The sequence below is a fragment of the Streptosporangium sp. NPDC051023 genome (genome assembly GCF_040689595.1).
GTDB lineage: Bacteria > Actinomycetota > Actinomycetes > Streptosporangiales > Streptosporangiaceae > Streptosporangium.
In genome coordinates this window covers 112,721-135,419 of sequence record NZ_JBFBCE010000019.1, presented here as the reverse complement: position 1 = coordinate 135,419, position 22,699 = coordinate 112,721, and the positions used below count along the sequence as shown (strand labels likewise).

Annotated in this window: 21 protein-coding genes; 11 read left to right on the top strand and 10 right to left on the bottom strand. The window is 70.2% G+C overall.

What is annotated here, in order from left to right; all coding sequences use genetic code 11:
• Positions 1-374: 374 nt before the first annotated feature.
• Complete coding sequence (locus AB0395_RS15415) at positions 375-1,094, top strand: GntR family transcriptional regulator (RefSeq protein ID WP_366280980.1); 720 nt, start codon at positions 375-377, stop codon at positions 1,092-1,094.
• Between the two features lie 26 nt (positions 1,095-1,120).
• On the opposite strand, the gene AB0395_RS15410 is transcribed toward AB0395_RS15415, so the two are convergent.
• The gene (locus AB0395_RS15410; protein WP_366280979.1) at positions 1,121-2,662 is read right to left on the bottom strand and encodes an FAD-dependent monooxygenase; all 1,542 of its coding nucleotides are present in this window, start codon (positions 2,660-2,662) and stop codon (positions 1,121-1,123) included.
• A gap of 76 nt (positions 2,663-2,738) precedes the next feature.
• Between AB0395_RS15410 and AB0395_RS15405 the strand changes: the two genes are divergently transcribed.
• Positions 2,739-3,371 (top strand): TetR family transcriptional regulator, encoded by a 633-nt coding sequence (locus tag AB0395_RS15405; RefSeq protein WP_366280978.1) that lies wholly within the window; start codon positions 2,739-2,741, stop codon positions 3,369-3,371.
• Positions 3,372-3,414: 43 nt separating this feature from the next.
• Here the strand turns inward: AB0395_RS15405 and AB0395_RS15400 are convergent, their stop codons facing one another.
• On the bottom strand, positions 3,415-3,744 hold the full coding sequence (locus tag AB0395_RS15400) for a helix-turn-helix transcriptional regulator (RefSeq protein ID WP_366280977.1): 330 nt from the start codon (positions 3,742-3,744) through the stop codon (positions 3,415-3,417).
• Positions 3,745-4,078: 334 nt separating this feature from the next.
• Here AB0395_RS15400 and AB0395_RS15395 point away from each other — a divergent pair, with 334 nt between their 5' ends.
• A complete protein-coding gene (locus AB0395_RS15395) occupies positions 4,079-4,432 on the top strand; it encodes a hypothetical protein (protein ID WP_366280975.1) in 354 nt (117 codons plus the stop codon).
• A 27-nt stretch (positions 4,433-4,459) separates the two neighbouring features.
• Here the strand turns inward: AB0395_RS15395 and AB0395_RS15390 are convergent, their stop codons facing one another.
• From AB0395_RS15390 to AB0395_RS15380, 3 genes are all read right to left on the bottom strand, one after another.
• Positions 4,460-4,762: an antibiotic biosynthesis monooxygenase gene (locus AB0395_RS15390; protein ID WP_366280973.1), complete on the bottom strand. Its 303-nt coding sequence runs from the start codon at positions 4,760-4,762 to the stop codon at positions 4,460-4,462.
• A 138-nt stretch (positions 4,763-4,900) separates the two neighbouring features.
• Positions 4,901-5,377 carry a peroxiredoxin gene (locus tag AB0395_RS15385; RefSeq protein WP_366280970.1) on the bottom strand — a complete coding sequence of 159 codons (477 nt, stop codon included), beginning with the start codon at positions 5,375-5,377 and terminating at the stop codon, positions 4,901-4,903.
• A gap of 247 nt (positions 5,378-5,624) precedes the next feature.
• Entirely contained in the window at positions 5,625-6,569 is a 945-nt protein-coding gene (locus tag AB0395_RS15380) for a DMT family transporter (RefSeq protein WP_366280969.1), read from the bottom strand.
• Between AB0395_RS15380 and AB0395_RS15375 the strand changes: the two genes are divergently transcribed.
• From AB0395_RS15375 to AB0395_RS15340, 8 genes are all read left to right on the top strand, one after another.
• On the top strand, positions 6,568-7,983 hold the full coding sequence (locus tag AB0395_RS15375) for a PLP-dependent aminotransferase family protein (RefSeq protein WP_366280967.1): 1,416 nt from the start codon (positions 6,568-6,570) through the stop codon (positions 7,981-7,983). The genes AB0395_RS15380 and AB0395_RS15375 overlap by 2 nt on opposite strands.
• A 126-nt stretch (positions 7,984-8,109) precedes the next feature.
• A complete protein-coding gene (locus AB0395_RS15370) occupies positions 8,110-8,646 on the top strand; it encodes a CGNR zinc finger domain-containing protein (protein ID WP_366280966.1) in 537 nt (178 codons plus the stop codon).
• A 131-nt stretch (positions 8,647-8,777) separates the two neighbouring features.
• Positions 8,778-9,389, top strand: coding sequence for a GNAT family N-acetyltransferase (locus AB0395_RS15365; RefSeq protein WP_366280964.1), 612 nt, complete (start codon positions 8,778-8,780; stop codon positions 9,387-9,389).
• 25 nt (positions 9,390-9,414) lie between these two features.
• Positions 9,415-10,293 (top strand): 1,4-dihydroxy-2-naphthoate polyprenyltransferase, encoded by an 879-nt coding sequence (locus AB0395_RS15360; protein WP_366280962.1) that lies wholly within the window; start codon positions 9,415-9,417, stop codon positions 10,291-10,293.
• Between the two features lie 146 nt (positions 10,294-10,439).
• Complete coding sequence (locus AB0395_RS15355) at positions 10,440-11,801, top strand: cytosine permease (protein WP_366280960.1); 1,362 nt, start codon at positions 10,440-10,442, stop codon at positions 11,799-11,801.
• A gap of 56 nt (positions 11,802-11,857) precedes the next feature.
• Complete coding sequence (locus AB0395_RS15350) at positions 11,858-13,612, top strand: adenine deaminase C-terminal domain-containing protein (protein WP_366280958.1); 1,755 nt, start codon at positions 11,858-11,860, stop codon at positions 13,610-13,612.
• Positions 13,609-14,610 carry an adenosine deaminase gene (locus tag AB0395_RS15345; protein WP_366280956.1) on the top strand — a complete coding sequence of 334 codons (1,002 nt, stop codon included), beginning with the start codon at positions 13,609-13,611 and terminating at the stop codon, positions 14,608-14,610. Before AB0395_RS15350 ends, AB0395_RS15345 begins: the two co-directional genes overlap by 4 nt.
• A 126-nt stretch (positions 14,611-14,736) precedes the next feature.
• The gene (locus tag AB0395_RS15340) at positions 14,737-15,654 is read left to right on the top strand and encodes an intradiol ring-cleavage dioxygenase (protein ID WP_366280954.1); all 918 of its coding nucleotides are present in this window, start codon (positions 14,737-14,739) and stop codon (positions 15,652-15,654) included.
• A 24-nt stretch (positions 15,655-15,678) separates the two neighbouring features.
• Here AB0395_RS15340 and AB0395_RS15335 read toward each other — a convergent pair whose 3' ends face one another.
• The 5 genes from AB0395_RS15335 to AB0395_RS15315 form a co-directional block, all read right to left on the bottom strand.
• Positions 15,679-17,223 (bottom strand): helix-turn-helix domain-containing protein, encoded by a 1,545-nt coding sequence (locus AB0395_RS15335; RefSeq protein WP_366280952.1) that lies wholly within the window; start codon positions 17,221-17,223, stop codon positions 15,679-15,681.
• Positions 17,224-17,243: 20 nt separating this feature from the next.
• Entirely contained in the window at positions 17,244-17,909 is a 666-nt protein-coding gene (gene tenA / locus AB0395_RS15330; RefSeq protein ID WP_366280950.1) for a thiaminase II, read from the bottom strand.
• A 172-nt stretch (positions 17,910-18,081) separates the two neighbouring features.
• The gene (dapB, locus tag AB0395_RS15325) at positions 18,082-18,819 is read right to left on the bottom strand and encodes a 4-hydroxy-tetrahydrodipicolinate reductase (protein WP_366280948.1); all 738 of its coding nucleotides are present in this window, start codon (positions 18,817-18,819) and stop codon (positions 18,082-18,084) included.
• 198 nt (positions 18,820-19,017) lie between these two features.
• Complete coding sequence (locus AB0395_RS15320; RefSeq protein ID WP_366280946.1) at positions 19,018-20,328, bottom strand: pitrilysin family protein; 1,311 nt, start codon at positions 20,326-20,328, stop codon at positions 19,018-19,020.
• Positions 20,325-22,649, bottom strand: coding sequence for a polyribonucleotide nucleotidyltransferase (locus AB0395_RS15315; protein ID WP_366280944.1), 2,325 nt, complete (start codon positions 22,647-22,649; stop codon positions 20,325-20,327). Before AB0395_RS15315 ends, AB0395_RS15320 begins: the two co-directional genes overlap by 4 nt.
• Positions 22,650-22,699 lie beyond the last annotated feature (50 nt).

Below are 22,699 nucleotides of genomic sequence, written 5' to 3'. Positions count from 1 at the left end.
TTCGGCTTGGGCGCGCCGGTGTCTGGACTGAGGAGCGAAGGAGCGAAGCGGATGAGCGACGAGGGAAGACACCGGCACTGGGGCGCCCAAGCCCGCGACGCCGCCAGGCGTCGCCATCAGCACAGCCCGCGACGCCGCCAGGCGTCGCACTGAGCACAGCAAAGAGGCCGCCGATATGTGCTCGGGGGTACACACATCGACGACCTCTGTAGATGAATCGCGGCACCTTACGCGGGCGTTACACGGTCTCTGAGAGATTTTCAGGAACGATCCTGAGCCCGCAAAGTTGGAACTCCAAATCGCCGCCATTACCGTGAGTTGTCCATCGAATACGTCAGGATGGGGCGACGCCTGTCGAACCCAGGGATGGACACGTGGCAAGCTCCGATCCGGTCTACCTGCGCGTCGTCGCCGATATCCGCCGCCAGATCGTCGACGGCTCCCTTCCTCCCGGCGCGCCGATCCCCTCCCGCGCCCAGCTGACCAGAAAGTACGGCGTCGGCGAGACGGCCGCCCGCCACGCGCTGCGAGTGCTCGCCGCGGAAGGCCTGATCGTCGGCCGCGTCGGCTCCGGCCACTACGTCAGGGCCAGGCCGGTGCTGCTGCCGCTGCACCGCTGGCGCTTCCATGACCACCACGCCCCCTTCGGCTCCGACATCCAGTCGCAGGGCACCCGCGCCACCTGGGAGTGGCGGGCCGAGCACACCGAGGCGCCCCCCGACATCGCCCTGCGCCTGCGCCTGGACGACTCGGCTCCGGTGACCCGGGTCCGCTACATCTTTCGCGGCGACGGCAAGCCGGTCCAGCTCGCGACCTCGTACGAGCCCGCCGAGTTCGGCGAGCCCGCCCTCGAGGAGAACCCGCGCGGCCTGATCGCCCGTCTCTCCGCCCACGGCGTCAAGGTCACCGAGATCGTGGAGCAGGTCTACACGCGCGTGCCCCAGCCTGCGGAGAGCGACGTCCTGGCCCTGCCTGCGGGAGTCCACGTGCTGCACGTGGAACGCACCCACTGGGCGGGCGACCGCCCGGTCGAGACGAGCGACATCGTCATCCCCGGCGACCGCTTCCGTCTGGTCTACAACCACCCCCTCTGATCCCGGCCGGCGGCGCCCGCCGCCGTCTACACGGCTGTCACCGCGGGTGCTCCGAGCCAGGTGGAAAGGGCGGCCTCCAGCGAGGCGGGGTCCGCCTGGCCCGCGTCCGCGGCCCAGGCGACGAAACCGTCGGGCCTGACGAACACACCGGCAAGCTCCGGCCGCTCGGGGAGGCCCCCCTCGACCACCTTCAGGCGGTCGCCGTAGCCTTCGGTCAGGGCCCCGAGCTCCCCCGAGGGGTCCAGCAGCAGCGCGACGCCCTCGTGCAGCCGGTCGGCGAGCCGTGACCCGTCGGCCAGCTCCAGGTCGGGCGCGCTCGCCCCGACCAGCGGGTGGTCGCCGGGGATGTCGTAGCGCTGCCAGATCCCGGAGATCTTCTTGACGAAGTAGGTGGTGCCCGCGACGGTCTCGGCCAGGTCGGCGACCACCGCGCGCAGCGCCCTGGCGTGGGAGTCAGGACGCATCACCGCGATCTGGGCGCGCGTCCACTCGAGCACCCAGGCGCCGATGGGGTGGCGTTCCGCGGTGTAGGTGTCCAGCAGCCCCTCGGGAGCCTGGCCGCGCACGGTCGCGGCGAGCTTCCAGCCGAGGTTCACCGCGTCGCCGAGGCCGAGGTTCAGTCCCTGGCCGCCGAAGGGCGAGTGGACGTGGGCGGCGTCACCGGCGAGCAGTACCCGCCCCATCCGGTAGGTGGTCGCCTGGCGGGCGTTGTCGGTGAAGCGGGTCGCGGTCTTGATCCTGGTGACGACGACCTCGGTCCCGGTGACGTTCCTGATCGACGTCTGTAGCTCCTCGGCGGTGACGGGAGCGCTCCGGTCGGCGGGCGCGCCGCCGAACTCGACCGTGAGGATGCGGCCCGGCATCGGGCCGTGCGCGTAGACACCGGCCGGGGTCGTGTTCCAGCCGGCCTTCAGCGCCTCCGTGCCCTCCATCTCCGCCATGGCCTGGTAGGCGGTGATCTCGGGACCGGTGCCGGGGAAGTCGAAGCCCGCGAGCTTGCGCACCGTGCTCCTGCCACCGTCGCAGCCGACCAGCCAGCGCCCCCGGACCCGCCCCCCTGTCGTCGCGACGGTCACCCCGTCGGCGTCGGTCTCGAACCCGGTCAACTCGACGCCCCTGCGCACCTCGACCCCGAGCTCGGCGGCGAGCGCGGCGAGGAGTGCCTCGAGCTGCTGCTGGGAGACCAGGCCGACGTGGTCGGCGGGACCGCGCCCGGCCAGATCGGGGTCCGACTCGTCGACCCGGTCCCCGCTGAGCGGGATTCCCGCGAAGTGACCGGCGAACCTCGGCGGGGCCTGAAAGGCCTTCCCCTCGGGGAACCGCTGTCTCGTGAACTCGGCGAACCGTTCCAGGTTCGCCTCCTGCGCCTTCTGGAGCGCCGGCAGCAGGCCGCGCCGGTAGAGCGCCTCGACACTGGGGGCGTTGAGCGCCCCCGCCTTGATGGTCAGGTCCGGCTCGGCCAGCCGTTCGATCACCACGGCCGAGACGCCGCCGAGCACCAGCTCACAGGCCAGCATCAGTCCCACGGGGCCGCCCCCGGCCACCACGACGTCGACGTCGTACGACATGCCATCTCCCAGGAAGTTCTTGCTGTTACTAAAAACTTACCGTGACTATAAGTTTTTATCAACTATAGTCGGCGGCGTGAGCAACGAGCCGGGACTCCGTGAGCGGAAGAAACTGCAGACTCGCCAGACGATCTCGGACATCGCCTCGGGGCTCTTCCTCCAGCGCGGATTCGACAACGTCACGGTCGCCGAGGTGGCCGAGGCGGCCAACGTCTCGGCGAAGACGGTCTTCAACTACTTCCCGCGCAAGGAGGACCTCTTCCTCGACCGGTTCCCCGAGGCCGCCGAGCTGATCAGCGGGACGATCCGGGAACGCCCCGAGGGCGAGGAACCGCTGGCCGCGCTGCACCGCCGGATACTGGAGCTCCTGGCACAGGGCCACCCGCTCTGCGCCGTCAACGACGGCTACCGGTTCTTCTGGAAGGTCGTGCTCGACTCCCCGTCGCTGCAGGCACGGGCCAGGGAGCTGGTGGACGGGCTGGAGGAGTTGCTCGGCTCACTGCTGGCCGAGGCCGCGGGGGCACCCCAGGGCGATCCGTGGTCCCGGGTGGTCGCCTCGCTGGCCGTTTCGGCCTACCGTACGGTCTACGTCATCACCGCAGACAGGATCCTCGCGGGCGAGCACGCCGCCGACATCGTCGGAGACCACACCGACCTGCTGAACCGCGCCTTCGGCTCCCTGGAGCGGACCCTGACCGTGCCCCGCTGAGGTCTCACCGGAAACCGCCCCGAGGACGGGCCCCGCGAAGCGACTACCGGCTCTCGGCGCGCTCCCCCGCCTCCGCGGGCGGGTCCTCCTGGACGTGGACGAGGTAGGTGACCTCGGCGCCGATCGCGAGGGCGTAGCGCCGGATCGTGGACAGGTGGGGATCGCCGCCGAGGCGCTCGAAGTCGGAGATCGCAGGCTGGCTGCGGTTCATCCGCTCGGCGACCTGCGCCTGACTGAGCCCCCGCGCCTTGCGCAGGCGGATCAGGTCCTCGATGAGCCGCACGTCGCGCTCGACCGCCCGGAGCTCGCGCCGCGTCTCGGGCGCGTCCGGATCGATGCCGAGCAGTTCGGCGATGTGCGGGTCGATCACCATCGGCCTCCTTGTATCGGCTACACCATATGTTCTGGTGCGACCGGCCGGTCCACACTCCCGGGCGAGTCCCGCGGCGCGCGCCCTTCTCCGGGTTCCATAACTTCAGCATCACCGATTAACGCGCGAGGCTTTTTCTCGGGACATAGCCCGAAATCACCCTATGTCCGCCGTAAATCCACCGCCATTATGGTCCACATACGGGCGGCCGACGAAAAACCCAGCCGAAACCGGCATGCTCTCTGCACGGATCGCAAAGTAAAGTCTTCCCACGTCCTTTCTTGACACCCCGCGTCTTCCCCTAAGATGCTGGCCGAGATGCATATAGCCGACAGCTATGGTTTCGGTGATGAATAATAATTTTGCAGTGGAGTGTCCAGCTTGGTGTGATCGCAGCCACGGCATCCACGACGAGTTCACGACGGTCCACAGCGCGACCATCTGGAAAGGACTGCACATCACGATCACTGCCAGCCAGGTCGAGCGGCATCACTCCTCCGGCGGCAAGGAAGAACCATTGATCTCCTTGACGGTTTCGTATTCGAGGGCCAAGCCGGCCCTGAGACTGTCGCCGGACGAAGCGCGGATACTCTCCACGATCATCGAGAAGTCCGACTGGCGGGGCGGCACCGAATATCTGGTCGCAGAGCTGCGGCACGCGGCGGATCTGCTCGCCCCGGCACTGAGATGATCCGAAGCCACGCGGGCCGCCCGCCTCCTAGCCCGGCAGTTTGGCGGCCAGGACGTTCAGCCTGTTGATGGCGGGAGGCTTCGCGAACAGGCGTGAGGTCTGCTCCTCGAGCGCTTTGGCGATCTGGCCGGAGAGATGGGCGTCACGGCTCGCCTCGTCGGGGAAGGCGTCGAACACGGCGAAGGTCGTCGGCCCCAGACGGATCGCGAACCACGCCGTGGTCCCCGCTTCCGCCTCGGCGAGCGCCAGCGCCTCCGTGAGGAAGGCCTCCACCTCGTCCTCCTTGCCGGGCTTGGCTTCGAGCAGCACGAACAGTCCCAGGGTGACCATGTATCCTCCCGCCGACTCAGCGAAGGTTTCGCTGTCTCCACTCAGCGTCTCCGCCTCATGGCCACGGCTACACCGTGGGCTCACCCGGGACCTCTAAAAGATGCGCGGTCGTTAAAAGATGCGCGCCCGGTGCCCTCCTCACTCCCCCGCCCGTGCCCGCAGGACCTCCAGCGCCCGGTCGGCGTGGGCCAGCATGCTGGTCTCGCTGTGGATCACCTCGAGCAGACGGTGATCGACGTCGATGACGAAGGTCATCCTGCGGGTGAGGAACGGGCCGACCGCGAAGGTGCGGCGTGCGCCGAGCTTTCGGGCCACGACGCCCTCGGGATCGGACAGCAGGGGGAAGCCCAGCTCGTAGGTGTCGGCGAAGCGCTTCTGCCGGGCGACGGCGTCACGGCTGATCCCGACCGGGCTCGCGCCGACCGCGGCGAACTCATCCGCCAGGTCCCGGAAGTGGCAGCTCTCCGTCGTGCACCCCGAGGTCATGGCCGCCGGGTAGAAGAACAGCACCACCGGCCCCTTGGCCAGCAGGTCGCCGAGCCGCCGGGCCGTACCGGTCTCGTCGGGGAGCTCGAAATCCTCGATCACGTCTCCGGCCTTGAGGCTTTCAGCCATGACGGTCCTCCATATGTCGCATGTCGCCGAAAAGGCCTTCACCGCTCCGCCCGCCTGTTTACGACCGGTGGGAGGCCGGGTCGATGCCCGATCCCATTGTCGGCCCCATCGTGCCTCTGTCAGCTCCTTTGACGGGATAGCGCCTCTCCGCGCCGGGAAAAGAGCGAGAAGGAAACGCCGCCGGTTCGGCTCCGGCCGAGAACGCCGGCCCCCTGCCAGGAGGCGGCGGGACCGTACGGCGGGCCCGTCAGGAACGGGCCCGCTGGCTCACGGCGACGCACACGAGCACGGCCAGCGCCGCGGTGACCGTCACCGGATCGAAGCGCTCGCCGAGCAGGAGCCAGGCCCACAGCAGGGTGAGCAGCGGCTGGGCGAGCTGGGTCTGTCCCGCGCGGGCGATGCCGCCCATGGCCAGACCCGCGTACCAGGGGATGAATCCGAGGAACATCGAGATCAGGCCCACGTACGCGAGCCCGGCCAGCGACACCGCGCCTGGCCGCACCTGGGTGGTCAGCGCCAGCGCGACTGTCACGGGGACGGTGAGCGGGGCGGCGACGACGAGGGCGTAGGAGATCACCCGCCAGCCGGGGGTCTCACGGGCCAGGCGTCCTCCCTCCGTGTAGCCGACGGCGGCCGACAGCAGCGCGCCAACGAGCAGCAGGTCGGCGCCGGTGACGTGACCGCCGCCCCGGCTGACGGTGAATATCGTGATCGACAGGGCTCCGAACGCGCAGGCGACCCAGAACAGCGGCCTCGGCCGCTCCCCTCCCCGCAGGACGGCGCAGGCGGCGGTCGCGGCGGGCAGCAGTCCCACGACTACGGCGGCGTGCGAGGTGTCGGCACCGGTGTCGAGGGCCAGCCCGCTGAGGATCGGGAACCCGAAGACCACTCCGGCGGCGATGACGAGATACGACCCGAGGTGGGCGCGGGGCGGCAGCAGCGGCGCCTTCGCCACCAGCAGGAACACGACCGCCGCGACCGCCGCGACCACGGCGCGCCCGATCGCCACGAGGTAGGGGTCGAACCCCTCCATCGCGAAGACCGTCGCGGGAAACGATCCGGAGAAGGACAGCACCCCGAGGCCTGCGAGCAGGGTCCCGCGCCACGCCGCGCTCCCGGGCGCCGCGGCCCCTGAGGGGGCGGGGGTGACCGCTACCTGGTTTGCGATGATAGCGCTACTCTTGTCTCTCATGAATGACGATAGCAGTATTGTCCGTCTGGCGGCCATGCTCCGAGATGAGGCCGACCGGCTGCGCCCGGGGGACAAACTGCCGTCGAGCCGGGAGCTGATGCGCCTGCACGGCGTGAGCCCGGTGACCGTGTCCAGGGCGCTGGGCAGGCTCGCCGCCGAGGGGCTGGTGGTCGTCAGGCCGGGCAGCGGGACCTACGTCGCCCCCGCGGTCGCGCGGGCCGAGGCCGCCGCGGACCTGTCCTGGCAGACGGTCACGCTCGGCGACCGGGTGGTCGACGACACCGACGTGGTGGGGCTGCTCACCCCGCCGCCGGAGGGCGTCATCCCGCTCACCGGCGGCTATCTCAACCCGATGACCCGCCCCTCCCGGGCCCTTTCCGCCGCCGCCTCCCGCGCCCTGCGGCGTCCGGACGCCTGGGATCTGCCGCCGCTGAGCGGCCTGCCCGAGCTGCGCAGATGGTTCGCCCAGGAGATCGGCGGCGACGTGACGCCCGCCGACGCCCTCGTCGTCAGCGGGGGTCAGGCCGCCCTCACCCACGCGCTGCGCGCCCTCGCGGCTCCCGGCACGCCCCTGCTGGTCGAGACCCCGACCTACCCAGGAGCGCTCGCCGCCGCCCGTGCCGCCGGGCTGCGGGCGACGGCGGTGCCCGTGGACAGGGACGGGGTGCGGCCCGATCTCCTCGCGGAGGCGTTCGCCGTCACGGGCGCGCGGGTCTTCCTCTGCCAGCCGACCCTGCACAACCCCACCGGCGCGACGCTTTCCCTGGAACGGCGCGAGCAGGTGCTGGCGATCGCGCGGGCGGCGGGGGCGTTCGTCGTCGAGGACGACTACGCCAGATACTTCGCGACGGCGCCGGTTCCGCCACCGCTGGCCGCGCTGGACGCCCACGGCACCGTCGTGCACATCAACTCGCTCACCAAGGTCCTGTCGCCCAGCATGCGCGTGGCGGGCGTCATCGCCAGGGGGCCCGCCGCGCGGCGGCTTCGGGCCGGCCAGATCGTCGAGTCGTTCTTCGTCGCCAGGCCGCTGCAGGAGACGGCGCTGGAGTTCGTCGGCTCACCCGCCTGGCGGCGCCATCTGAGCACACTGAGCACCGACCTCACGGCCCGTAGGAACGCCCTCGTTACCGCGCTGACCTCCATGGCACCCGCCGCCGAGATCCACCTCGTCCCCCGCGGCGGCCTGCACCTGTGGGTACGGCTCCCGCCCGACCTGGACGAGGACGTCGTGGTCGAGACGGCCAGGCGGGCGGGCGTCCTGGTGAGCCCGGGACGCATCTACTATCCGGCCGAGCCTCCCGGCCCCCGGATCAGGGTCACCCACTCGGCGGCCGTCCATCCGGCGGAACTGACGGAGGGGGTCAGGCGGCTCGCGACGGCGCTCGGCGGCGCTCGCTCTCACGACTTCTCCTGAACGCGAGAAGAACCCAGTACCACATGACATCCCCTCCCTGAAGCACCACTGAAAACGTTATGACGGTGTCGAGAGGAATACAACCCCCTATTGGCATACAGTGGTTTCGAAGAGGTGAGTGACCACATGAGCAACCCCGCCGACCTGGTGTGCGACTTCGTGAACACCTACGACGTCGAGAGCGCGAGCGACTCGATCCCCTCGCCCGCCACACTGACCGCCTGGCTCGGCAGACACGACCTGATCGGACCGGCGGACGAGGCGGGCGACGCCGACGTGAGCACGGCCACCGACCTGCGCGAGTCCCTGCGCGCCGCGCTGCGGCACAACCACGACCGCGACCAGGAGGCGCCACCGCCCCGGTCGTTCGCCGAGCTCCCGCTGCGGGTCGCCCTGACCGCGGCCGGACCGGTCCTCGAACCGATCGCGACCGGGGTTCCCGGCGGCCTGGCCAGGATCGCGGCCGCCGTGATGAGCGCGCACGCGGACGGCACGTGGCCGAGGCTGAAGGTCTGCGCGGAGAGCACCTGCCAGTGGGCCTTCATCGACTCGTCCAAAAACCGTTCGCGCTCCTGGTGCTCCATGAAGGTGTGCGGCAACCGCACCAAGACCAGGGCATATCGGGCTCGGCGTCAGACCGAGACGGAGTCGCGTCATCTCTGAGTCCGATTCCCCGATACGGTGTAGGGGCTGCCTCACGGTTCCACCCGCCTGATGCCCGCTCGCGTGGCACGAGACCCGCGAGGTGGCGTGTCCCGAGGCGACGGTAGACGGCAGAGAAGGAGCGGGCCGAGATGGCAGACGTAGGCGTGCGGGCGGCTCGGCACGATGATGTCGCCGCGGTGGCGAGCACCCAGATCCGCGCCTGGAAGTACGGCTACCGGGATTTCCTTCCCGAAGGACCGTTGGAGCAGATGACCGGCGCGGCGGCCGAAGACCTCTGGCGGCGGCAGTGGGACGAGGCGATCGTCTCCCCGCCCAGCCGTCGTCACCGGGTGCTCGTCGCGGTCGAGCATGTCGTCCTGGACACCGACGCGTTCCCCGCCCTCGGGCCGGGCGGCATCGAGGCCGCGGCGGCCTCCCGAGGCTCGGAGCGCGTCGTGGGGCTGGCCTCGCACGCCCCCGCCGAGGACCCCGACCTCGACCCGACCACGACCGGCGAGATGCTCACCTTCCTCGTCGACCCCAGCCACGTCCGGCGCGGCCACGGCAGCCGCCTGCTGAACGCCACGGTCGACCACCTCAGGGAGGACGGCTACCGCACCATCGTGACCTGGGCGTTCGCCGACAACCACGCCGTGCTCGGCTTCCTGGAGTCGGCGGGCTGGGGCGAGGACGGAGCGGAGCGGGTGCTGCACATCGGCCGCTCCGTGCGGATGGTCCGCCTGGCCACCGACATCAGCTAGCCCCCGAGAGGAAGCTCGCAACACCATGGCCACCTCGAGCCAGTGGATCGCCGGAGCCCGTCCGCGCACCCTCCCCGCCGCCGTCGTCCCGGTCGCCGTCGGCACCGGCGTCGCGATCGGCTACGGCGGCGCGGTGTGGTGGCGGGCTCTGCTCGCCCTGTTCGTCGCGCTCGCGCTGCAGGTCGGCGTGAACTACGCCAACGACTACAGCGACGGCGTGCGCGGCACCGACGACGAGCGGGTCGGCCCGATGCGCCTGGTCGGCTCGGGGGCCGCCTCGCCCCGCGAGGTGCTCTCCGCAGCCCTCGGCTGCTTCCTGGCGGCCGCGGTCGCCGGGCTGGTCCTGGTCGTGGCCACCCGGGCATGGTGGCTGCTGCTGGTCGGCGCGCTGTCGATCGCGGCGGCCTGGTTCTACACCGGAGGTTCGAGACCGTACGGCTACCGCGCGCTGGGCGAGATCTCGGTGTTCGTGTTCTTCGGCCTGGTCGCGGTGACGGGCACCACGTTCGTCCAGCTCGAATGGCTGCCGTGGACGGCGCTCGTGGCGGCGGTTCCGGTTGGCCTGCTGGCCTGTGCGATGCTGGTGGTCAACAACCTGCGCGACATCGTGACCGACGGCCCCGCGGGCAAGCGCACCATGGCCGTCGTGCTGGGCGACAGCCGTACCCGCACGCTTTACACCCTCTGCCTGGTGCTGCCGCTGGCCGTGGCGCTGGCCCTGGTCCCGTGGCAGCCGTTCGCGGCGCTCGCCGTGCTCGCCGCCCCGCTCGCGGTCGCCCCCGTCAAGGCGGTCAGGCAGGGCGTCACCGGCCGCGCGCTGATCGCGACACTCCAGCAGACCGGCCGATTCCAGCTCGTCTACGGCCTGCTGTTCACGATCGGCCTCGCCCTGAACGCCCTTTAGCCTCTGGGCCGTTCGCGGGGCGCGTGACGATCACCTTGGAGGTCGTCACAGGGCGGGACCGTCAGGCTCGTGTTCTCCGACAACAGGAGCACTCCTTCCGTTTTGGTTCACTGAATGTGAATGTCCAAGACAGAGTTGGAGGCGTCGTGGCCGTCGAGCAACGCGGGATCGAGCTGGTCTCGCCGTCGGAGAGGTATGGCAGACCGCGTGATCTGCTGTTCCTCTGGACCGGCACCACGCTGGGCATCTTCACCCTGGTCTACGGCACGGTCGTCGTCTCCCTCGGGCTGAGCTTCCCCCAGGCCGTACTGGCCATCGTGATCGGCAACCTGCTGTCCTTCCCGCTGGTCGGCCTGACCAGCCTGCAGGGCCCGGCCGTCGGCACCTCCACGATGGCGATCTCCCGTGCCGCGTTCGGGCCGAAGGGCGCCAGGGTGCTCAGCTTCTTCGGCTGGATCAACATGGTCGGCTTCGAGGCCGGCGGCATGGTTCTGATCACCTTCGCCTCCCTGGCCCTGCTCGACCAGGCCGGGATCACCGGCCAGAGCGCGGGCCTGAAGATCGGCGTGATCGTCGTCGCCGCGCTGATCCAGCTCGTCCTGCCGCTCATCGGGCACGCCGCCGTCATGAAGGCGCAGAAGTACTTCACCTGGGTTTTCGTCGCGATGTTCGCCGTCATGGCCGCGCTCATCGGGCCGAAGGTGCAGCTCGCCTCGTCCGGCGGCGCCGACTTCGCCACGTTCACCATCGCGGTCGCGCTGGTCATGTCGTGCGGCGGCCTGTCGTGGGCCCCGCTGGGCAGCGACTACTCGCGTTACCTGCCCGCCGCCTCCAGCAGGAAGGCCGTCTTCGGCTACGCGGCGCTCGGCGGGCTGGTGCCGTACATCCTGCTGATGACGCTCGGCGCGGCCGTCGCCACCGTGGTCAAGGACGCGAGCGACCCGATCTCAGGACTGCCCGGCGCGCTGCCCTCCTGGTTCGTGGTCCCCTACCTGCTGCTGGCGATCGTCACGCTGTTCGCGGTGAACACCACCGACCTCTACTCCTCCGGCCTGAACCTCCAGGCGTCCGGGATCAGGCTGAACCGGTCCGCCGCCGTCGTGCTCGACCTGGTGATCTGTGTGGCGATCACCTGCGTCGCGGTGTTCTCCGACTCCTTCAACACGATGCTCAACACCTTCCTCGGCCTGCTGATCCTCTGGCTGGCCCCGTGGGCGGGCATCTACCTGACCGACTGGCTGCGGCGCAGGGGGTCCTACGACGCCCAGGGCCTGTTCACCGAGGGCGGGCCGTACCACGGCAGCGGCGGCATCCGCTGGAACGGCATCGCCGCGCAGGTGGCGGGCATGATCGCGGCAGCGCTCTGGATCAACTCGACGGCCTTCACCGGCCCGCTCTCCCAGGCGACCGGCGGCTCCGACTTCAGCATCTTCGCGGGCTTCGCCGTCGCGGGCCTGGTGTACGCCGCTCTCGACCGCCGTCCCGTCCCCGTCCCCGTCGCCGCCTGACCCATCCTGACCGGCCCCCACCGACCCCGACCCGACTGGAAAGGCCCGTAGCGAAAATGGCCGACCGCGCCCTGCTCGACGTCGCGTACGGACGACGTCCCGCCGACACGATCATCACCAACGGAACCCTGGTCAACGTGCTGACCGGCGAGACCTACCCCGCCGAGATCGGCATCAGCGGCACCAGGATCGCCGTCGTCGGCCCCGACCTCCCCCGGGGCCCGGAGACCAGGATCATCGACGCCCGGGGTGGCTACCTCGTGCCCGGCCTGATCGACGGCCACCTGCACATCGAGTGCAGCAAGCTCTCCGTGACGAGCTTCGCCGACCTGGTCGTCCCGTACGGCACGACCAGCGTCGTCTCCGGGCTCGACCAGATCCTCGTGGTCGACGGCCTGCCCGGCGTCCGGGGCTTCCTGGACGAGGCGGCGGCGACCGGCATGCGCGTCTGGTGGGGCGCGCCCGCCAAGGCCCCGTACACCGTCCCCGAGTCGACCGTCGGGCACACCTTCGGCCCCGCCGAGCACCGCCAGGCCCACGAGTGGCCCGAGTGCGTCGGCATCTGGGAGACCGTGCAGGAGTTCGTCGAGCACGGCGACGAGGCCGTCATGGAGGCGCTCGACCTGGCCGAGCGGCACCGGCTGCCCATCTTCGGCTGCGCCCCGCTGTCCGACCCGCGCCGGATCAGCGGCCTGGCCGCGGCCGGGATCCGCCTGGACCACGAGTCGTACTCGGCACAGGAGACGCTGGAGAAGCTCCGCAGGGGCATCTACGCCATCGTGCGCGAGTCCAGCGTCGCCCACTTCCTTGAGGAGAATATCAAGGTCGTCTCCCAGGTCGGCGCGCGCCGGGTGGCCTTCTGCACCGACGACGTGCACGCCGCGGACGTGCTCGCCGGAGGGCACATGGACAAGCTGGTCCGGATGGCGGTCAAGGCGGGCGTCGACCCGGTGACCGCGATCCAGATGGCCACGGTGAACTGCGCGGAGATGTATCGGATCGACCACCTGGTCGGCAGCATCGCCCCAGGCCGGTTCGCCGACGTGCTGATCGTGGACGACCTGGCGGACTTCCAGGTGCGCGAGGTCGTGGCGGGCGGCAGGCTGGTCGCCAGGGACAACACCATGATCACCCCTTCCGCGCAGCCCTCAAGGGGAGCTGTGCGGCCCTTCCCGGTCGCCGAGCTGACCGCGGACGACATCGCACTGCGCGCCCCCGAGGGCGCGGCCACGGTCACCGCGCTGGCCATGAGGATGAGCCCGGAGCAGGTCTTCGTCCGCAAGCGGCACGACGTCACGCTCCCCGTGACCGGCGGGATCGTGGAGCCGTCCGTCGAGCGGGACGCGCTCTACATCACCGTCGTCGAGCGGTACGGCAAGACCGCCAACAGGCCGGTCGCCCTGGTCAACGGCTTCGGCATCACCAAGGGCGCGATCGCGACCAGTGCCGCTCCCGACGACAACAACATCATCTGCGTCGGCGCCTCCCGCTCCGACATGGCCATCGCCGTCAACGAGGTCGCCAGGGCGGGCGGCGGACAGGTCGTCGTCGTGGACGGCGAGGTCCTGCAGCTGCTGCCGCTGCCGGTCGGCGGCATCGTCTCCGACCTGCCGGCGCGGGAGATGGCCGAGGCGGAGAGCAAGCTGGACGACCTGGCCAGGGAGCTGGGCTGCGCGCTGCCCTCGCCACTGATGTATCTCTTCTTCCTGTCGATCACCGCGATCCCCGACTACGCCATCACCGACCTCGGCCTGGTCGACTGCGTCAAACTTGAGGTCATCGACCCGATTCTCTCTTGGAGCCGAGCATGACGAACTTCATCGCGGGGCTGCCCAAGTGTGAGCTCCACCTGCACATCGAAGGCACCCTGGAGCCGGAGCTCAAGTTCGAGCTCGCCGAGCGCAACGGCATCGAGCTGCCCTACTCCTCCGTCGAGGAGATCAGGGCGGCCTACTCCTTCGACGACCTGCCCTCGTTCCTGAAGATCTACTACGAGGGCATGGAGGTGCTCCGCACCGAGCCCGACTTCTACGACCTGGCCATGGCCTACCTGCGCAAGGCCGCCTCACAGAACGTCCGCTACGCGGAGATCTTCTTCGACCCGCAGGCCCACACCTCGCGCGGCGTACCGTTCGACCTGGTGATCCGCGGCCTGCGCCGCGCGCTGATCGACGCCGAGCAGCAGCTCGGGATCAAGGCGCAGCTCATCATGTGCTTCCTGCGCGACTTCCAGGCGGAGTACGCCATGGCGACACTGCTGGAGTCCCTGCCCTACCGCGAGTGGATCGTCGGCGTCGGCCTCGACTCCGATGAGAAGGGCAACCCGCCGGTCAAGTTCAAGGCCGTCTACGAGCGGGCCAGGCAGGAGGGCTACCTGCTGACGATGCACTGCGACGTCGACCAGGAGAACTCGACCGAGCACATCCGCCAGGCCATCGAGGAGATCGGCGTCAACCGCATCGACCACGGCGTCAACTCCCTTGAGGACCCCGAGCTGATCGAGGCGATCCGCGCCAGGGGACTCGGCCTGACCGTGTGCCCGATCTCCAACGGCTACGTGACCGACTCGATGAAGGCCGACGCCATCCGCCGGATGCTCGACCTCGGCCTGCGCGTCACCGTCAACTCCGACGACCCGGCCTACTTCACGGGCTACGTTCAGGAGAACCTGGTCGCCCTCGCCGAGGAGCTCTCGCTCTCCGAGGAGGAGCTCGTCCAGCTGGAGCGCAACGCCTTCGAGATCACCTGGCTGCCCCGCCACGTGAAGGACGCCTACCTCGCCGAACTGGACGCCTACGCCGCCCGCTGAACCGCCGACCGTCACGGGCTCTCCACGGGGAACAGCTCCTCAGAGGGCTCTGGGCCGCCTCTCACCCGATCCTCATACTCCCCTCCTAGGTTGTCGGCCAGACCGAGAACCTGGGAGGAACGGACGATGGGACACGACCACGAGGGCCAGCGGGTCAGCCGCAGGACGGCGCTGGCCGGGATCGGCGCGGTCGGGTTGGGAGCGCTCCTCGCCGCCTGCGGCGGCGAGGCGGGCAGTACCTCCAAGGTGACCACCTCGACCGGGGGGACCGCGTCGATCACCCCGCAGGCGCGGACGAGCGCGGGGACGGCCGACCTGTTCGCGGGGGCCAACACGTGCGCGCTGACGGAGTCGACGACGCAGGGGCCGTACTACTTCGACGCGGACAAGATCCGCAGCGACATCCGGGAGGACCGGCAGGGCACCCTGCTGAAGGTCGCCGTCAAGGTGCAGGACAGCGAGACGTGCGAGCCGCTGTCCGACGCGGTGGTCGAGATCTGGCACTGTGACGCCGAGGGCCTCTACTCCGGCGCGGAGGCGATGTCGTCCGGGCAGGGTGGCCCAGGAGGCGGCACGCCCCCCACCGGCGCGCCTCCCAGCGGAGGCCCGGGAGGCCCTGGAGGCCCGACCCCGGGCGCCATGCCCTCCGGCGGTCCGGGCGGAGGCGGGGCGAACGACGGCATGGGCGACCTCACCCCGGCCGACGACAAGCGCTACCTGCGTGGCGCGCAGGTCACCGACTCCAGCGGGATCGTGCAGTTCACCACGATCTGGCCGGGCTGGTACCGGGGCCGGACCGTCCACATCCATGTGATGGTGCACGTCGGCGACGCCCGGGTGCTGACCACCCAGCTGATGTTCGACGAGAGCCTCAACACGAAGGTCTTCGCCGCGGAGCCGTACAGCGAGCACACGGGCCGCGACACCCTCAACGACAACGACACCATCTACAAGCCCGCCATGCTCATGAAGGTCACCGAGAGCGGCGACGGCTACACCGGCGCCATCGTCCTGTCCGCCGACTCCGACAAGGACGGCAGATAACCCCCCGTTCCCGTCGCCCCGGGGTCAGCGCATCCTGAGGGCCAGGAGGAAGTCGACGCGTTCGTCCAGGGAGGTGAGCGACCTGCCGGTCAGCTCCTCGATCCGCTTCAACCGGTAGCGCAACGTGTTGACGTGAACGTGGAGCCGGTCGGCGGTCGAGGCCCAGGAACCGGACTCCTCGAGGAACGTCTCCAGCGTCTCCACGAGCTCCGTCTGGTGCGCCGAGTCGTACTCCTCCAGCGAGCCCAGCAGCCGTGTCCTGAACGATCGCCGCAGCTCCCCCGGGATGGCGGCGATCAGCGAGCGGTGCGAGCTGACGTCGGCCCCGGTGATCGCGGAGACCCTGCCCTCGCCCAGCTCGGCCAGCGTGCGGGCGTGTCTGGCCTCCTCGATCAGGCTGCTCAGCGCGGCCGGCCCGCTGGTCACGCTGCTGACGCCGATGGTGATCCTGGCGTCGCCGAGCCCGGCCTCCAGGGTGGCCGCCCCGGCCAGCAGGTGCGAGGTCAGCTCGGCGGCGGTGTTGCCCGCCAGCGGGACCAGGGCGACGGCCTGGCCTCCGGCCGCGGTCGCCACGCCGGGCGCCAGCGGCCGCAGCAGCTCGTCGAGCACGGCGACCCCCACCTCGTCGGCCCGCTCGACCCCCTCGACGGCGAGCGCGACCGACAGCAGGCCGTCCTCGGTCTCGATGTGCAGGGTGTGCAGCCGGGAGACCACCCCGGGCAGGTTCGCGTCACCGGAGGCGAGCAGCGCGAGAAGCTGGTCGAGCACCCGGCGCTCGATGCGGTGCGCCGCCTCGAGACGGGAACGCTCCAGCGCCACCAGGGCGGCCAGCTCGACGATCAGGTCCTCGTGCTCGCCGCCCGCCCGCACCTGCTCTCCGGCGTAGGCCAGGAACCAGTTGGCGATCCGGTGCGGCGCTCCCCTGCTCACCGGGAACACCGACAGCACGGTGCCGTCGGGCTGCGGCGCCGTACCGGGCAGGAAGCGGGCGGACAGGAACGCGTGCGCCAGCCGCCCCCCGGCGCCCTCGGGCAGCGGCTGCGAGCCGACGACCACCCGGCCCGTCGCCGACATCACCCAGCAGGGCACGTCCAGCTCCCCCGCGACCGTGGTGACGACCTTGCTCAGGCTGCCGCCGTCGACGAGCGTGCTCGCCAGCCTCCTGCGAGGGCCGTACGGCCTGCTCGGAGCGGACCCGAACTCCTCGATCAGGGCGCGCAGCACGTACTCGGTGAGCGTGCCGAAGGAGACGTCGACGCCGAGCGCGAGCATCGGCAGCCCGGCCTCGGCGCAGGCGTCGACGAGGTCGGCGGGCGGGACCTTGAGCGCGGTGCCCGAGCAGAGCGCGGCGACCTTGGCCTCGACCAGCGCGGCCACGAAGCGCCTCGCGGAGTCGGCCCCCTCGTGCCAGGTCAGCTCGGTGAGGACGAGCTCGGCGGGCTTGAGGAAGCGACCCGGCTCGATGAGGTCGGTGGTCGTGATGCCACGGACCCTGCGATCGAGCAGATCGTGACCGGTGAGGACCTTCAGCCCCAGGTGATCGACCTGGCACAGGTCCCGCAGGCGCATACCAGTAGGTTAGCCGCAGCTCAGACCGGCCACGACTCCCGCCGCCACGCCGCGTCCCAGAACAGCCACTCGTAGCGGGCGGTGGTCAGCGCGTGCGCGCACAGCCTTTCCCTGTCGGCTTCCGGCAGCGTCACGGCGACCTCGTCGAGCAGGTCGAGCACCCCGGCGACGGTCTCCTGGTAGTGCTCGTTCCCGTAGGTCTCGATCCACCAGGCGTACAGGGGGTCGGGCGACGACTGTTTCAGCAGCGCCTCGCCGACCCTGGCGTAGATCCAGTAGCAGGGCACGATGGCGCCCAGCGCCTCGGAGAAGGTGCCAAGATGGCAGGCGCGCAGCAGGTAGGACCCGTAGCCGACGGTCGTCGGGGTCGCGCCCTCGCGGCGCGCGTCGTCCTCGTCCATGCCGAAGGCGGCCAGCAGCTCGACGTGCAGGCTGTGTTCGACCTCGACCGTGCGCGCCGAGTCCCCGGCGAACCGCTGAACCGCCGCCGGATCGACGGCCTTCACCCCGCACGCCGCCAGCGCCCGCGCGTAGTCCGGCAGGAAGTGGGTCTCCTGCACCACGAAATGCCGGAAGACCTCGCGCGGGAGCGTCCCGTCGGTCAGCCCGGTGAGAAACGGGTGAGCCAGAATCTCGCCGTAGACACCATCGACCACCTGCCACAACTCATCACGAAACCGGCTCACGTCAGCGATGCTATCCGCATCGTGGCCGGTCGGGGGCCTGACGGCGCTCCGAACCCGGCGAACCGGGCGCACGCGACCCGCTCCGCGAGCATTTCGGCCACTACGGGACGCCGGGGACCGGCGACCGCCTCGTCCACCGCCGCGGAACACCGGGGCGCCTCGCCCCGGGGATCTACAGGTCGAGCAGGTGCTCGAGGCCGACGGTCAGGCCCGGGGTCTCGCCGATCCGGCGCACGCCCAGCAGCACGCCCGGTGTGAACGAGGCGCGGTTCATGGTGTCGTGGCGGATGGTGAGGATCTCCCCGTCACCGCCAAGGAGCACCTCCTGGTGGGCGATCAGCCCGGCCAGCCGTACCGAGTGCACGTGGACGCCGCCCACGTCGGCTCCCCGCGCGCCCTCCAGCTCCGCACTGGTCGCGTCGGGCATGGGCGGGACCCCGGCCTTGCGCCGCGCGTCGGCGATCAGCTCCGCCGTACGGCGTGCCGTGCCCGAGGGCGCGTCCGCCTTGTTCGGGTGGTGCAGCTCGACGATCTCGGCGGAGTCGAAGTAGCGGGCGGCCTGCTGGGCGAAGCGCATCATCAGCACGGCCGCGATGCCGAAGTTGGGGGCGATCAGCACGTTGACGCCGGGGTTCGCGTCGAGCATGCCGCGCACGGCGGCCAGGCGCTCGGCGTCGAAGCCGGTGGTGCCGACCACCGCGTGGATGCCGTGGGAGACGCACCATTCGAGGTTGTTCATGACCACACCGGGGTGGGTGAAGTCGACCACCACCTCGGAACCCTCGAGGTCCTCGATCGGGTCGTCCTTGTCGACGGCCGCCACCAGCTCCAGATCCTCCGCCGCCTCGACGGCCTTGCACACTTCGATGCCCACGCGCCCTCTGGCGCCGAGAACTCCAACCCTGATCACCCGGCCAGCCTATCCTCACCCGCCCCCTCGAACCCGACGCAACCCCCTGCCACGCCACCGTCGGGGCCGATGCCGCCCAGGAACGCCTGCGGTGCCGTGCACCGGGCACGGCGGGAACGCGAAAGAGCCGGCGCCGTGCGGGTGGTCCGCACGGCACCGGCTCGCATCAGCGCCTTCCCGGTGTTTCCGGCAGTGCCGTCACACCAGGGCCGAGGAAAAGTCCCGGTCGGCGTACGGGCCCACGACCGCCAGGGTCATGGGGCGCTGCAGGATCTCCAGGGCCACGCTCCGGATCTCGTCGAGGGTGACGGCCTCGATCCGGCCGAGCACCTCATCGACCGACATCAGGCGATCGTGCACCAGCTCGCTCTTGCCCAGCCTGGACATCCGCGACCCGGTGTCCTCGAGGCCGAGCACGAGGCCGCCGCGCATCTGCCCCTTGCCGAGGATGATCTCCTCCTCGGTGATGCCGTGCGCGACCAGTTGCGCCACCTCTGCCCGTGCCACCTTGAGGACTTCGTCGATCTTCGGCGGCAGGCACCCGACATAAATCCCGAACTGGCCGGTGTCGGAGTAAGCGGAGGTGTAGCTGTAGGCGGAGTAGGCCAGCCCGCGCTTCTCCCGGATCTCCTGGAACAGCCGGGACGACATGCCGCCACCGAACACCGCGTTGAGCACGCCGAGCGCGAAACGGCGGTCGTCGTTGCGCGAGAAGGCGGAGGTGCCCAGCACCAGGTTCGCCTGCTCCGTCGCCCGGTCGAGGACCGTGACGCCGGACAGGTAGGGAACCTCCTCGCCGCCGAGCCGGGGCTCGGCGGGCTGCTCGTCGCCGCCGAGCGCGCCCGCCCGCTGGTAGGCGGTCGCCACCAGCTCGACGACATGCTCGTGGTTGACGTTGCCCGCGACGGCCACGACCGTGTGCGAGGGAAGGTAATAGCGGTGGTAGTACTCCGCGATCCGGTCGCGTGACAACGCCTTGATCGATTCGACCGTGCCGAGGATCGGGCGGCCGACGGGCGTGTCGCCGTACAGGGCCGAGGAGAACTGCTCGTGCACCACGTCCGAGGGGTCGTCGTCGTGCATGGCGATCTCCTCGAGGATCACGCCACGCTCGGCCTCGACATCCTCGGGGGCGATGAGCGAGGAGGTGATCACGTCGGCGAGGACGTCGACCGCCAGCGGCAGGTCCTCGTCGAGGACCCGCGCGTAGTAGCAGGTGTACTCCTTGGCGGTGAAGGCGTTGATCTCACCGCCGATGCCCTCGATCGCTGCGGAGATCTCCAACGCATCCCGTGTCGGCGTTCCCTTGAACAGCAGGTGTTCAAGGAAGTGGGAGGCCCCCGTGTGCTCGGGGGCCTCGTCCCTCGATCCGATGCCGACCCACATGCCGACCGCGACGGAACGCACGGTCGGCATGGACTCGGTCACCACCCGGAGGCCACCGGGGAGGACGGTGCGCCGCACGACCCCGGCACCGTCTTTGCCGGGGTGCAGAGTGGTGGTGGTCACGAGTTGCGGTCTTCTCCTCCGCGGCTCGCGCCGCCGCCGCCGCTGCTGCTGCGGGTACGGGTACGGCGGGGCCGCTCCTCACGGGCCCGCTCCTCCGCGGGCGCCGCGGGCTCCTCCTCGGGAGTGCCGCCCTCGGCCTTGGCCGCGGCCTCCTTCTCGATGACCTCGACGGGGACCAGGGAGAGCTTGCCGCGCGAGTCGATCTCGGCGATCTCCACCTGGATCTTCTCACCGACGTTCATGACGTCCTCGACGTTCTCGATGCGCTTGCCGCCGTGCAGCTTGCGGATCTGGGAGACGTGCAGGAGACCGTCCTTGCCCGGCATGAGGGAGATGAAGGCGCCGAAGGCGGCGATCTTGACGACCGTGCCCAGGTAGCGCTCGCCGACCTCCGGCATGTGCGGGTTCGCGATGGCGTTGATCGCCGACCTGGCCGCCTCAGCGGACGGGCCGTCGGTCGCGCCGATGTAGATGGTTCCGTCGTCCTCGATCGTGATCTCGGCGCCGGTGTCGTCCTGGATCTGGTTGATCATCTTGCCCTTCGGGCCGATGACCTCACCGATCTTGTCAACCGGGACCTTGATCGTGATGATGCGCGGAGCCGTCGCGTTCATCTCCGCGGGAGAGTCGATGGCCTCCTGCATCACGTCGATGATGGCCAGGCGGGCGCCCTTCGCCTGCTTCAGCGCCGCGGCCAGCACCGAGGCGGGGATGCCGTCGAGCTTGGTGTCGAGCTGCAGGGCGGTGATGACGTCCTTGGTGCCCGCGACCTTGAAGTCCATGTCGCCCATGGCGTCTTCAGCACCGAGGATGTCGGTCAGCGTGACGTACTGGTCGCCCTCGTTGATGAGGCCCATCGCGATGCCCGCGACGATGCCCTTGAGCGGGACGCCCGCGTCGAGCAGCGCCATGGTCGAGGCGCAGACCGAGCCCATGGAGGTCGAGCCGTTGGAGCCGAGCGCCTCGGACACCTGGCGGATCGCGTAGGGGAACTCCTCGCGACCCGGCAGCACCGGCAGGAGCGCCCGCTCGGCGAGCGCGCCGTGGCCGATCTCGCGGCGCTTGGGCGAGCCGACTCGGCCCGTCTCACCGGTGGAATACGGCGGGAAGTTGTAGTTGTGCATGTAGCGCTTGGTGCGCTCCGGGTTGAGCGTGTCGATCATCTGCTCCATGCGGAGCATGTTGAGGGTGGTGATGCCCAGGATCTGGGTCTCACCGCGCTCGAACAGGGCGGAGCCGTGCACCCGGGGCACGACGTGGACCTCGGCGTTGAGCTGCCGGATGTCCTTGACGCCCCGACCGTCGATGCGGACGCCCTCGGAGATGACCCGCTCGCGCATGAGCTTCTTGGTCAGCGACCGGAACGCGGCGCCGACCTCCTTCTCGCGGCCCTCGAAGTCGGGGGCGACCTTCTCGCCCGCCAGCGCCTTGACGCGGTCGAGCTCGGTCTCGCGCTCCTGCTTGCCCGCGATGGTCAGCGCGGTGGCGAGCTCGCTCTTCACCGCGTTGGCCACGGCCTCCAGGACGTCGTCCTGGTAGTCGAGGAACAGGGGGTACTCGCGGGTCTCCTTCGCGGCGACCTCGGCAACCTTGGACTGCGCCTCGCAGAGCACCTTGATGAACGGCTTCGAGGCCTCCAGGCCCTGGGCCACGGTCTCCTCGGTCGGGGCGACGGCGCCCTCCGCAACGAGCTTGAGCGTGTCGCGGGTCGACTCGGCCTCGACCATCATGATCGCGACGTCGCCGTCCTCCAGGACGCGGCCCGCGACGACCATGTCGAAGGTGGCGTTCTCCAGCTCCGAGTGGGTCGGGAAGGCGACCCACTGGCCCTCGATCAGGGCGACGCGCACGCCGCCGATCGGCCCGGAGAAGGGCAGCCCGGCGAGCTGGGTCGACAGGGACGCGGCGTTGATCGCGACCACGTCGTAGAGGTGGTCGGGGTTGAGCGCCATGACGGTCGCGACGACCTGGATCTCGTTGCGCAGTCCCTTGACGAACGAGGGGCGCAGCGGCCGGTCGATCAGGCGACAGGTGAGGATGGCGTCCTCGGAGGGACGGCCCTCACGCCGGAAGAACGAGCCGGGGATGCGGCCCGCGGCGTACATGCGCTCCTCGACGTCGACCGTGAGCGGGAAGAAGTCGAGGTTCTCCTTGGGGCTCTTGGACGCCGTGGTCGCGGACAGGACCATCGTCTCGTCGTCGAGGTAGACGACGGCGGAACCCGCCGCCTGGCGCGCGAGCCTGCCGGTCTCGAACCGGATGGTACGCGTACCGAAAGAGCCGTTGTCGATGACGGCTTCACTGCTGTGGACACCCTCCACGGGGGACCTCCTTGTGGTCGGTCGCCCGCGTCCACCCAGGCGCACGTCTC